The organism is Faecalicatena contorta (assembly GCF_021531995.1).
Lineage (GTDB): Bacteria > Bacillota > Clostridia > Lachnospirales > Lachnospiraceae > Dorea_A > Dorea_A contorta_A.
In genome coordinates, this window is the sequence record NZ_JAFBIZ010000090.1 from 1 (window position 1) to 12,975 (window position 12,975).

The 12,975-nt window shown below is 37.7% G+C and carries 12 protein-coding genes and 1 pseudogene; 7 read left to right on the top strand and 6 right to left on the bottom strand.

The window, feature by feature from the left end:
- Positions 1-115 precede the first annotated feature (115 nt).
- On the top strand, positions 116-580 hold the full coding sequence (locus JQM82_RS11525; RefSeq protein ID WP_235250480.1) for a C-GCAxxG-C-C family protein: 465 nt from the start codon (positions 116-118) through the stop codon (positions 578-580).
- 133 nt (positions 581-713) lie between these two features.
- Here the strand turns inward: JQM82_RS11525 and gyrA are convergent, their stop codons facing one another.
- The 6 genes from gyrA to dnaA all read right to left on the bottom strand — a co-directional run bounded on the left by gyrA (position 714) and on the right by dnaA (position 9,254).
- Entirely contained in the window at positions 714-3,224 is a 2,511-nt protein-coding gene (gene gyrA, locus JQM82_RS11530; RefSeq protein ID WP_235250481.1) for a DNA gyrase subunit A, read from the bottom strand.
- Between the two features lie 11 nt (positions 3,225-3,235).
- Complete coding sequence (gene gyrB / locus JQM82_RS11535) at positions 3,236-5,167, bottom strand: DNA topoisomerase (ATP-hydrolyzing) subunit B (RefSeq protein ID WP_235250482.1); 1,932 nt, start codon at positions 5,165-5,167, stop codon at positions 3,236-3,238.
- Positions 5,168-5,177: 10 nt separating this feature from the next.
- Positions 5,178-6,269, bottom strand: coding sequence for a DNA replication/repair protein RecF (gene recF / locus JQM82_RS11540; RefSeq protein ID WP_235250483.1), 1,092 nt, complete (start codon positions 6,267-6,269; stop codon positions 5,178-5,180).
- On the bottom strand, positions 6,259-6,468 hold the full coding sequence (locus JQM82_RS11545) for an RNA-binding S4 domain-containing protein (protein ID WP_235250485.1): 210 nt from the start codon (positions 6,466-6,468) through the stop codon (positions 6,259-6,261). Before JQM82_RS11545 ends, recF begins: the two co-directional genes overlap by 11 nt.
- Before the next feature lie 21 nt (positions 6,469-6,489).
- Positions 6,490-7,599 (bottom strand): DNA polymerase III subunit beta, encoded by a 1,110-nt coding sequence (gene dnaN, locus JQM82_RS11550; RefSeq protein WP_235250486.1) that lies wholly within the window; start codon positions 7,597-7,599, stop codon positions 6,490-6,492.
- A 269-nt stretch (positions 7,600-7,868) separates the two neighbouring features.
- Positions 7,869-9,254 (bottom strand): chromosomal replication initiator protein DnaA, encoded by a 1,386-nt coding sequence (gene dnaA / locus JQM82_RS11555; RefSeq protein ID WP_235250487.1) that lies wholly within the window; start codon positions 9,252-9,254, stop codon positions 7,869-7,871.
- A 341-nt stretch (positions 9,255-9,595) separates the two neighbouring features.
- On the opposite strand from dnaA, the gene rpmH reads away from it, so the two are divergent.
- The 6 genes and pseudogenes from rpmH to JQM82_RS11585 all read left to right on the top strand — a co-directional run.
- The gene (gene rpmH, locus JQM82_RS11560) at positions 9,596-9,730 is read left to right on the top strand and encodes a 50S ribosomal protein L34 (RefSeq protein ID WP_235250488.1); all 135 of its coding nucleotides are present in this window, start codon (positions 9,596-9,598) and stop codon (positions 9,728-9,730) included.
- Positions 9,731-9,779: 49 nt separating this feature from the next.
- Positions 9,780-10,115 (top strand): ribonuclease P protein component, encoded by a 336-nt coding sequence (rnpA, locus tag JQM82_RS11565; protein ID WP_235250489.1) that lies wholly within the window; start codon positions 9,780-9,782, stop codon positions 10,113-10,115.
- A gap of 13 nt (positions 10,116-10,128) precedes the next feature.
- The gene (gene yidD, locus JQM82_RS11570) at positions 10,129-10,341 is read left to right on the top strand and encodes a membrane protein insertion efficiency factor YidD (RefSeq protein WP_268827728.1); all 213 of its coding nucleotides are present in this window, start codon (positions 10,129-10,131) and stop codon (positions 10,339-10,341) included.
- Between the two features lie 32 nt (positions 10,342-10,373).
- Positions 10,374-11,441, top strand: coding sequence for a membrane protein insertase YidC (gene yidC, locus JQM82_RS11575; RefSeq protein ID WP_235250490.1), 1,068 nt, complete (start codon positions 10,374-10,376; stop codon positions 11,439-11,441).
- A gap of 12 nt (positions 11,442-11,453) precedes the next feature.
- On the top strand, positions 11,454-12,344 hold the full coding sequence (jag, locus tag JQM82_RS11580; RefSeq protein ID WP_235250491.1) for an RNA-binding cell elongation regulator Jag/EloR: 891 nt from the start codon (positions 11,454-11,456) through the stop codon (positions 12,342-12,344).
- 84 nt (positions 12,345-12,428) lie between these two features.
- Positions 12,429-12,975 (top strand): annotated as a pseudogene (locus tag JQM82_RS11585) (tRNA uridine-5-carboxymethylaminomethyl(34) synthesis GTPase MnmE); the annotation flags it as partial.

Consider the following 12,975-nt stretch of genomic DNA (forward strand, 5'->3'; position numbering starts at 1 on the left):
ATTGTCATGTTAGTATAAAATGTAAATAGGGACAGGGGATTTTTAATTTGGGACGGGGAATTTCTAAAAATCCTCCGTCCCAAATTAAAAATCCCCTGTCCCCAAGGAGGTTAATATGACAACGAATATCGATATGGAACAATTACAAAAGGATGCTGTAGACATTTTTAACCAGGGTTTTGCCTGTTCTGAATCCATAATCTATGCAATCCGAAAGAATTTTGAACTTGAGATGTCCGATGATGCGATTGCGATGAGTTCTGGTTTTCCATGGGGACTTGGCGGAGGCGGATGTATCTGTGGTGCTCTTGCCGGCGGCACCATGTGTATCGGATACTTCTTCGGACGCTCTACCCCGGGTGATGCGAAGGTTAAACGCTGCTTTACTCTGACGAATGAATTGCATGATTTCTTTAAAGAAAATTGTGGTGCAACATGCTGCCGTGTTTTGACGAAAGGAAAAGAGAAAAATTCTCCGGAAAGAAAAGCGCAGTGTACCACGTTTGTTGCTCTTACTGTTAAAAAAGTAGCAGAAATCATTATCCGTGAATTAGAGAAAGATAATCTTAAAGATCAGTAAATTTCAAATTGAAAATTGATAAAAAAAACATTCAAAAGGACTGTCACAAAATTCAGATATGTGATCTTGAAATTTGCGACAGTCCTTTACTATAAAATTATCAATTTTTTATAAATCTATCTTTTTATAAACTTTACTCTACATCTGATGCTGTTTCTTCCGGAGTATCTTCTGGAATTTCTTCTTCCGTTTCTTCGCTTTCATCACCTTTTCTTACTTTTGCAATGCTTGCAACAACTTCTCCGTCTTTCAGATTAATCAGTTTCACACCAGATGTGACTCTTCCCAGTACGGAGATTCCATCACATTTCATCCGGATGATAATTCCTCCGGTATTAATAATCATGATCTCGTTATCTTCATCTACAGCTTTTACACCTACTACGTTGCCGGTTTTTTCAGTAATCTTATAACATTTCACACCTTTTCCGCCACGGTTCTGTACTGTAAATTCATCGATTGAAGTACGTTTTCCCATTCCCTTCTCGGACACGATCAGAAGATCTCTTCCCTGAGAATTCAACTGCATTCCTATAACTTCATCACGATCTGCAAGATTCATTCCTCGAACACCCATAGATGTCCTTCCTGTCGGACGTACATCTCTTTCATTAAAACGAATGCACTGTCCATATTTGGTTACCATAAATACATCTTTATCGTTATCTGTATACTTTACTTCGATCAATTCATCATCTTCTCGAAGTGTAATAGCAGCCAGACCTGTTTTTCGAACATTTGCATATTCTTTAATCTGTGTCTTCTTGATGAGTCCTTTCTTGGTCGCCATCAGAAGATATTCTCCCTCTCGATATTCCTCGATTGGAATCACCGCACTGATCTTCTCTCCCGGCATCATCTGTAACAGATTGACGATTGCTGTACCTCTTGAAGTTCTGCTTGATTCCGGAATCTCATATGCTTTTATCCGATACACACGCCCTGTATTTGTAAAGAACATCAGATAATGATGTGTATTGGTCATAAAGAGTTCTTCCACATAATCTTCATCAATCGTCTGCATGCCTTTGATTCCTTTGCCACCGCGTTTTTGAGACTTAAAGGTATCATTGGACATTCTCTTGATATATCCAAGTTTTGTCATCGTAATTACAACATCTTCTCTTGGAATCAGATCTTCCATGGATATGTCAAATTCATCAAATCCAATAGATGTTCTTCTTTCGTCTCCGTATTTATCACGGATCACAAGAATCTCTTCTTTTATAACTCCGAGTAACAACTTCCTGTCTGCAAGAATTGCTTTCAAATGCTCAATCTGTTTCATGAGTTCCTGATATTCTGCTTCCAGTTTTTCTCTTTCCAATCCGGTCAGAGCACGAAGTCTCATGTCAACAATTGCCTGAGCCTGCACTTCTGTAAGACCAAATGTCTCCATCAATTCTGTCTTGGCAATCTGAACAGTCTGCGAGCCTCTGATAATTCGGATGACTTCATCGATATGATCAAGCGCAATCAACAATCCTTTTAAAATATGTGCTCTTTCTTCTGCTTTATTCAGCTCATATTTTGTACGTCTTGTGACAACTTCTTCCTGATGCAGTAGATAATAATTCAGCATTTCCATCAAGTTCATGACTTTTGGCTGATTATCTACCAATGCAAGCATGATTACTCCAAATGTATCCTGAAGCTGTGTATGTTTATATAATTGATTCAGAATAACATTCGCATTTGCATCTCTTCGAAGTTCAATGACAACTCGCATACCTTCACGGCTTGACTGATCACTCAAATCTGTAATTCCATCAATCTTTTTATCTCTTACGAGTTCTGCGATCTTTTCAATCAGACGTGCTTTGTTCACCATATATGGAAGCTCAGTCACAACAATTCGACTCTTTCCATTCTGCATTGTTTCAATATCCGTTACTGCACGTACACGAATTTTTCCACGTCCCGTACGATATGCTTCTTCGATTCCTCTGGTTCCAAGAATCATACCTCCTGTTGGGAAATCCGGTCCTTTTACAATCTTCAGAATCTCTTCTATCGTTGTCTCTCCATTTTCATCTATCTGATCGTCAATGATCTGTACAACTGCATTGATAACTTCCCGCAGATTATGAGGAGGAATATTTGTCGCCATACCAACCGCAATTCCTGAAGTACCATTGACCAGAAGGTTTGGAAATCTTGCAGGCAATACCGTTGGCTCTTTTTCTGTCTCATCAAAGTTCGGAACAAAATCAACTGTATTTTTATTGATATCAGCCGTCAATTCCATCGATATCTTACTTAATCTTGCTTCTGTGTAACGCATCGCAGCTGCGCCGTCGCCATCTACAGAACCAAAATTTCCATGGCCATCTACAAGAGGATATCTGGTTGACCATTCCTGTGCCATATTAACCAGTGCACCATAGATCGAACTGTCGCCATGTGGATGATATTTACCCATTGTATCACCGACAATACGTGCACATTTTCTGTGCGGTTTGTCAGGACCATTGTTCAGCTCAATCATAGAATACAGAATTCTTCTCTGTACTGGTTTCAGACCATCCCTTACATCCGGCAATGCTCTGGAAGCAATTACGCTCATGGCATAGTCGATATAGGAGGTTTCCATCGTTTTTTTCAGATCCACTTCGTGGACTTTGTCAAATATATTATCTTCCATTTTTTATCCTCCTACACATCCAGATTCTTCACGTATTTTGCATTTTCTTCTATAAATTCACGTCTCGGTTCAACTTTATCACCCATTAAGGTCGTAAATGTCAGATCCAGTTCACTTGTTGACTCTTCATCCATCTTTACACGAAGAAGAATTCTGTGTTCCGGATCCATGGTTGTCTCCCACAACTGTTCTGCATCCATCTCTCCCAGACCTTTGTAACGCTGAATCTTATTATTACCGTCACGGCCAACTTCCTTCAGAATCTGATCTAATTCTTCATCACTGTACGCATACCACACTTTTTTATTTTTTTCCAGCTTATAAAGCGGCGGCTGCGCCAGGTATACATATCCTTCTTTGATCAGATCAGGCATAAACCGATACAGGAACGTAAGCAGCAATGTACTGATATGTGCACCGTCAACGTCGGCATCCGTCATAATAATAATCTTATGATATCGAAGTTTTGAAATATCAAAGTCCTCGTGAATACCTGTACCAAATGCAGTGATCATTGCCTTGATTTCCGCATTTCCATAGATCTTGTCCAGTCTTGCTTTTTCCACATTCAGGATTTTTCCGCGAAGAGGAAGGATTGCCTGTGTTGCACGATCTCTCGCAGTTTTTGCAGATCCACCGGCAGAATCTCCCTCTACAATATATATCTCACAGTTTTCCGGATTCTTATCCGAACAATCTGCAAGTTTTCCAGGAAGAGACATACTGTCAAGCGCAGATTTTCTTCTGGTAAGATCTCTGGCTTTTCTTGCTGCTTCTCGCGCACGCTGAGACATGACAGATTTTTCCACAATCACTTTTCCGACAGAAGGATTCTGTTCCAGGAATATCTCTAGCTGTTTGCTTACAATACTGTCTACTGCTCCTCTTGCTTCACTGTTTCCAAGCTTCTGTTTTGTCTGACCTTCAAACTGTGGATCTTCAATCTTAACGCTGATAATCGCAGTCAGACCTTCTCTGATATCCTCACCGGACAGATTCGGCTCACTGTCCTTTAACAATTTATTTTTTCTGGCATAATCATTAAATGTTTTTGTAAGGGCATTCCGGAATCCCACTACATGTGTTCCACCTTCCGGAGTTGTAATATTATTTACAAAACCATACGTATTATCACTATATGCGTCATTATGCTGCATAGCGACTTCAACAGAGACATTATTTACTACCCCTTCGCAATAAATAATATTCTCATATAGTGCTGTATTGCTTCTGTTCAGATACTGAACAAACTCTTTAATTCCGCCTTCATAATGAAATGTTTTTTCTAACGGTTCTTCTGGTCTTTCATCCCGAAGTACAATCTTAAGACCTCTGGTCAAAAATGCCATTTCACGGAAACGCTGCTTTAACACATTATAATCAAATACAGTATCTTCAAAAATAGTATCATCCGGAAGGAATGTTACCTTCGTTCCCGTTTTTTCCGGCTCACAATCCCCGATTACCGATAATTTTTCCACAACTTTTCCACGTTCATATCGTTGCTTATATATCTTTCCTTCATGGCAGATCTCTACTTCCAGCCAGTTGGATAATGCATTTACCACAGAAGCACCTACACCATGAAGTCCTCCGGATACTTTGTATCCCCCGCCGCCAAATTTTCCGCCTGCATGAAGCACGGTAAACACGACTTCTACTGCAGGAAGTCCTGCTTTGTGATTGATTCCAATCGGAATTCCACGTCCATTATCCACAACTGTAACAGAATTATCCTGATTAATACTTACATGAATTGTATCACAGAATCCTGCTAAAGCTTCATCCACAGAATTATCCACAATTTCATAAACCAGATGATGCAATCCTCTTGATGAGGTGCTGCCTATATACATACCAGGGCGCTTTCTTACTGCTTCCAATCCTTCCAATATCTGAATTTCATCGGCACCATATTCGTGCTGTACTTTTTCTGTACCCATTCTAATCCTCCTAGTTTTCTCCTGTTACTTGCCCGTTCTGGACATGAAACACTTTGTTTATAGAAAAACGATGATTTACAAAATCTTCTACACCTGTACATGTAATAAGTGTCTGTACATCATGTATACTGTCTAATAGATAGTTTTGCCTGTGTTTATCAAGTTCAGACAAAACATCATCAAGTAGTAATACAGGTGTATCATGAATCATTTGTTTTACTAGCTCTATCTCGGAAAGCTTCAGCGAAAGTGCAGCTGTTCTCTGCTGTCCCTGAGATCCATATTTTCTGATATCCATATCTCCTATCATAAAACAGATATCATCTCTGTGCGGTCCTACCGATGTACTTTTGATTCGTATATCTCTTTCACGACTTCTGTTCAATGCCTGTTCCAGTGTCATATCGCCATTACTCGGTTCATATATAACACGAAGCTCTTCTTTTCCTCCAGTTAACTTTTTATGGATTAAAGAAATTATTTTGTTAATATTCTCAACAAACCCTTTTCTTCTTTCAATGATTTTATCTCCATACTGAATTAACTGCATTTCCCATATATCAAGCATATCTTGCAGATTTTCCTGATTATGAAAACCGATCTCTTTCAACAGATGATTTCTCTGATTTACGATTCGGTTATAATTAGACAAATCATTCAGATATACTTTATCAAGCTGCGAAAGTTCCAGATCAATGAAACGCCTTCTCTCTGCAGGTCCATTCTTTATGATGTTAAGATCTTCCGGAGAGAAAAATACAAGATTTACAATACCAAACAATTCGCTTGCTTTTCGAATCGGAATTTTGTTAACAGCAATTCCTTTCGGACTGTTCTTTTTCAAATGCATATCAAGCTGATAATTGATACCATTTTTTTCAACGATTGTCTCAATATGAGATTCGTCATGCTTAAACTGTATGATATCTCTGTCTTTTGCTCCCCTGTGTGACTTTGTAGTACCGGAAAGATATACTGCTTCCAGTATATTTGTTTTTCCCTGTGCATTATTTCCATAAAAAATATTAGTGGAATCATCAAAGTCTAATTTCAAAAGATCATAATTTCTGAAATTTTTTAATTTCAAAGATTTAATCTTCAATTCTTATTTCTTCCCCATCAAATATTACAATATCTCCACCATACAGTTTGCGGCCTCGTCTGGTATCTGTCTCCCCATTTACCATAACCAGTCCCTCCTGAATCACTTCTTTAGCTTCAACTCCGGATTCTACCAGACCGGCAGCCTTAAGAGCCTGCCCCAGTTTAATATAATCTTCTCTTAGTCTTATTGTCTCCATCTCTTATCCTCCATCTGACTTTTAAGCAACTGCATTAAAGTTTACAGGCAGTATCAGATATATATAACTTTCCTCATCATCTCTGATAAAGCATGGTGCTTTTGCATTCATCAGATAAAGTGTTACTTCTTCATCATCAATCACACGAAGCGCATCGATCAGAAACTTTGGATTAAATCCGATCAGAAGATCTTTTCCCTCTTTTGTGATCATGATTTCTTCATTCATGGAACCGATCTGTGACTTTATCTTAAGCTCCATTAATTCATCTCCGATATGGATGATAATTGGTTTTTTATCTCCTTCTTTAACCAGAAGAGTCGCACGATCTATACAGCTTAACAATTCTTTTTTATTAATTCTTACTTTTGTCTCATAATCACTGGACAGCATCTGATCGATCCTGAAATAGTCTCCCTCAATCAGCCTGGAAACCACGATCGTATGATCAAATTCAAATACAATATGATTGTTCGTATAAGAAATTTCAACCATGCTTTCTGCTTCACCGGATAAGATCTTACTGATTTCAATCAAGGTCTTTCCCGGAACTACAAGTTTCTTATCAGCCACATCATCCTTCAGATCAATACGACGTATGGAAATACGATGCCCATCCAGAGAAATGACTCTCAGTCTGTTATCTTTAATCTCAAATAATTCTCCAGTCATTAATTTGTTGCTTTCATTGTCTGAAATTGAAAAAATCGTCTGACGTATAATTTCTTTCAAAGTAAACTGAGAAATTCTGATGGAGTCTTCTTTCTCAATCACTGGAAGATAAGAAAACTCATCTCCCGGCTTACCTGCAATATCAAATTTTGCTTTTTCACAGGTAATTACTGTCTGAAGATTTTCTTTTGTTTCAATAACAACTTCGCTGTCAGGAAGCTTACGTACAATTTCAGAAAAAATTCTTGCATCAATAGCAATCATTCCTCTGTCAACGATCTGACCATCAATATCTGTCTGGATACCAAGCTCCATATCGTTGGCAGTTAATCTGATGATATCGGTCGTTGCGTCAATAAGGATACACTCAAGGATAGGCATTGTTGTTTTTGAAGGTACTGCTTTGGATACAATGCTGACTCCTTTGACAAGATTTGATTTATTGCAGATTATTTTCATGTGTATAACTCCTTTCGTGCGGTGCGCATGTATAAAATATATAATATAATTACGTCTTCTTATTATTAGGGCATGTGGAAAAGAGGAAAAGTACCTCAAGCCCTTTAAAAATGAGCCTTCCAGCTTTTGATATCTTTGTGGAACAGGAAAGAATTATGTGTGGATAGGATGTTGAAAACTTTAACTTATTCATATTTTTGTTTCAGGGAAAAAAGTTTTCCAAGAGTTTTCCATATCTTATTCTATACTTGTCCACATAGTTATTCACATTATGCCGGATTAATTTTTTTCTTAATAATTCCGATGGTATTAGACAATGTTTCATCAGTTGACAGTTCTGAATCAATTTTTTCAATTCCATGCTTAATCGTAGAATGATCCTTTCCTCCAAGCATGACACCGATTGCTTTCAGAGAAGTATCTGTCATATTACGGATCAGATACATGGCTATCTGACGTGGATACACGATCTCTGCATTTCTTTTATTGCTTTTCAAATCAGATAAAGATACTCCAAAATGTTCGGATACAATATCCAGTATTAATTCAGGAGTTACTTCTCTCTTATTTTCAGAAGAAATAATGTCTTTTAAGGCTTCTGCGGCAAGCGTGATGTCAATTGGTCCGTTGTTATTCAGCTTAAATAAAGCAATCAGCTTGTTCAAAGATCCCTCAAGCTCACGAATGTTGGTTTTGACATTCGTCGCAATGTATTCCAGAACATCATTCGGAATATTATATTTTTCAAGATTATCAAGTTCGATCTTTTTCTGAAGAATAGCCATACGAGTCTCATAATTCGGAGAAGAGATATCTGCAATGAGTCCCCACTCAAAACGGGTTCGAAGTCTGGCCTCGAGCGTTTCGATGTCTTTTGGAGGCTTATCACTGGAGATAATGATCTGTTTTCCGGATGTATGAAGGTGATTAAACGTATGGAAGAACTCTTCCTGTGTACTTTCTTTTCCTATTATAAATTGTATATCGTCGATCAGAAGTACGTCGTTGTTTCGATATTTATCACGAAATTTCGACATCGCAGATTCATTTCCTGCGGTTTTACCGTTCTTTAATGCTTCGATCAGGTCATTGGTGAATGTCTCACTGGTAACGTACAGAACATTCTTTTTTGGGTTCTTGTCCAATATGAAGTGAGCGATGGAATGCATCAGATGCGTTTTTCCAAGTCCAACTCCTCCATATAAGAAGAGGGGATTGTATACTTCCCCGGGAGATTCTGCAACGGCCAGTGAAGCAGCGTGAGCGAAGTTATTATTTCCACCTACTACAAAAGTGTCAAAAGTGTATTTGGGATTCAAGCCTGCTTTTTCAGCAGCAGATTTGGTACGTTTCTTTTGTGTGGCTTCAATGGCCATATTCTGAATTTCGTTTAACTTGTCATCATCTTCAGATATAAATACAACCTCATATTCAATACCTGTTATTTCAGCAATGCATACTTTTAGTGGAAGAAGATATTTTTTTTCAATATATTCGACACTTGCATTCATATTGACTAATATAAATATGGTATTATCTATGACATCGTATACTTTTAAAGGCTGTATCCATGTATTAAAAGATACATTGGATAATTCGTGTTCTACCCTGAGATGCTCAATAATTTCTGGCCATTTTTCCTTCACTATATTCATTACAACAAACTCCTAATCTATCTGATTCATGGATTTTTACATATAAACCCACTCTTCTTTATTCTACATCAAAATGGTAATTTAAGCAATCTTTAATCCTTGTGGATAACTTTATACACATGACGAAAGTGCCTATATTAAAGAAAAAAATGAAAACATATTATAATATTCACATGTTTTCCACTTAATTTCCACATGTTTTCCACATTTTGTGGATAAATTAATTTATAAAAATCCAGGTTTTGCTTGACGTATGGGCATTTTTTGAATATAATTAGGATTGATGTCTTAAGCAAAAATCGGGATATAATCCCTTGAAAAATATGAGGAGGTGGATATCTATGAAAATGACATTCCAGCCAAAAAAGAGACAGAGAGCTAAAGTACATGGCTTCAGATCAAGAATGAGCACAGCAGGTGGAAGAAAAGTACTTGCAAGCAGAAGAGCAAAGGGAAGAAAGAAATTATCAGCGTAGGCCGCATGTATGTGGCCTTTTCTTCTCTGAAAATTAGGAGAAACAGGCAATGAAATATTCCGAATCACTGAAAAAAAATAACGATTTTCAAAATGTATATAAGAATGGAAAGTCTTATGCAAATAAGTATCTTGTTATGTATATATTGGAAAATCAGACAAATCAGAACAGATTGGGAATATCTGTAAGCAAAAAAGTAGGAAACAGTATAGTACGTCACAGATTGACACGATTAATCAGAGAAAGCTATAGATTGCAGGAAGAACGATTCAGATGTGGATATGATATAGTTGTGATAGCAAGAATAGGCGCTAAAGAAAAAGAGTATAAAGATATTGTCAGCGCAATGCTCCATCTGGGTCATCTTCATGAAATTATAGATTAAGTGGTAATGTATTATGAAAAGAATTCTGTTAAAAGGCATCAGATTCTATCAAAAATATCTTTCTCCATTAAAAGGAGGATCCACCTGTAAGTTTTACCCTACCTGTTCACAGTATGCAATAGAAGCAATTGAAAAGTACGGGGCTATCAAAGGCGGATATCTTGCACTGAGAAGGATATTGCGTTGTAATCCGTTTACCATGGGAGGGTACGACCCTGTTCCTTAAAAGATTTACAACTACATATGGAGGAAAAAGCTATGGTACCAAGTTTATTGACTGCAGCTAACTGGCCGATTGTAGGACAGTTGTGCTGGCTGTTAGGTAAAGTAATGAACTTTATCTACATTTTTCTGGACAACGTATTGCCAAGTGACGCAGGACTGGTAGGATTATCTATCATTTTATATACTTTATTTGTATATACATTGATGCTTCCTCTTACCTTGAAGCAGCAGAGAACTTCGAAGATGTCTTCCGTTATGAATCCTGAGATTCAGGCAATTCAGAAGAAGTACAAGAATAAACGTGATGAAGCTTCTATGATGAAGCAGCAGGAAGAGATTCAGCAGGTATATGATAAGTATGGTACTTCCATGACTGCAGGATGTCTGCCGATGTTGATTCAGATGCCGTTGTTGTTTGCTTTATATCCGGTTATCTATAGTATTAAAGATTATGTTCCGGCTATTAAGACAGCTCCGGATGCTGTAAATACATTCCTTACAATTCCTGATCTTACGATCGCGCCTATGGCGATGATCAAGAACAGTGGAGATTATGGATTTGCACCGGCAATCATCATTATTACAGCAATTGTACTTCCGATACTTTCCGGTTTGACACAGTATCTGAGTATTAAACTGTCACAGGCTGTGTCCGGACAGCAGATGGATAAAGACAATCCGATGGCAAGCACGATGAATACGATGAATGTTACAATGCCGTTGTTTTCTGTGTTCATGGTATTTACACTTCCAACAGGTATCGGTCTGTACTGGATTGTCAGTGCTCTTGTAAGATGTTTCCAGCAGTTATTGATCAACAGACATCTGAAGAGTATTTCTGTGGAAGAAATCCTTGAGAAGAATAAAGAAAAAGCTGCTGAGAAGCGTCAGAAGCGTGGAGAAAAAGCAGAGAGAATCAATGCAATGGCTCAGGCAAATGCAAAGAGTATCAAAGATTCTGCAAGAAGTGGAAAGTCATCCATGTCTGATAAAGAAAGAGAAGCAAAAGTTGAGCAGGCAAAGAAAAACGCTGAGAATGCAAAAGCAGGAAGCCTTGCTTCAAAAGCAAATATGGTTAAGAAGTTTAATGAAAATAATTAGGGGGCATCTGTTATGGAAGAGTACATTACTGTATCGGCGAAAAATTTAGACGATGCAATTACAGAAGCATTGATCCAGTTAGGTGTAACGAGTGATCGCCTGGATTATATAGTGGTTGAAAAAGGCAGTGCCGGATTTCTTGGAATCGGAATGAAACAGGCAGTAATAAAGGCTCGCAGAAAAGTTGAAGAAAAGCCGGTAGAAGAAATTATAAAAGAGGAGACGATCAAAGAAGTAAAGAAAGAAAAAGCTCCTGCAAAACCGGCAAAAGAATGGAAAGAAAAAAAGAAAAGACCGGAAAGAAAGGCTGAAAAGCCTGTAAGAGAAGAAACGGTTAAACCTGTGAAAGAAGAAAAGGCAAAGGTTGAAGAAGCGCCGGTCAAAGAGGCAGATGTTCCTGAGAAAAAAGAGACTGAGCTTGTAAAAGTAGAACAGCAGACAATTGAGACCTGTGAAAAATTTATCTATGATGTATTGAATGCGATGGATATGACGGATGTAAAAGTTACATCTACGATAGATGAAGAAGGTGCCCTTTCTATTGATATGGAAGGAAGCAATATGGGAATTCTGATTGGAAAACGTGGACAGACACTGGATTCACTTCAGTATCTTACCAACAGGGTAGCCAATAAGATGCAGGATGGTTATGTGAGAGTAAAATTAGACACCGAAGATTATCGGAGACGAAGAAAAGAGACTCTTGAAAATCTTGCTAATAATATTGCAGCTAAGGTAAAGAGAACAAGAAGAACTGTATCTCTGGAACCAATGAATCCATATGAAAGAAGAATTATTCACTCTGCACTTCAGGCAGACCCTGCAGTGTCCACACATAGTGAAGGAGAAGAGCCATACAGAAGAGTTGTTGTAACTCTGGTTCGCAACAGAAATAATCGTTAATGAGTAAAATGGACTGTTACATAATACAGATAGGCAACTGATTATTATGAAACAGTTCATTTTTTTTCTGAAAGGAGCATGGATATGAGGAATCATTATAATTCTACGATTGCTGCGATATCTACAGCCATGAGTAATTCTGGAATTGGAATCGTGAGAATGAGTGGTCCGGATTCTTTTGAGATTGCAGATAAAATTTATAAAGGAAAAAAATTATCAGATCAAAAATCACATACAATTCATTACGGATATATTACAGATCATGAAGAGACGATAGATGAAGTGCTGGTTATGCTGATGCGAGGTCCGCACAGTTACACTGGCGAAGACACGGTAGAAATAAACTGTCATGGCGGTGTATATATTGTAAAACGTATTTTGGAAATATTGATTCAAAATGGGGCTGTTCCGGCAGAACCAGGTGAATTTACTAAAAGAGCTTTTTTGAATGGAAGAATTGATTTGTCGCAGGCAGAAGCAGTTGGTGATATGATCATGTCCAAAAATGAATATGCACTGCAAAGTTCTGTAAATCAGTTAAAAGGAAATATAAAGTCAAAAATAAGTGATATTAGAAATAAAATAATTTACCATACAGCTTTTATTGAAACGGCCTTGGATGATCCGGAAC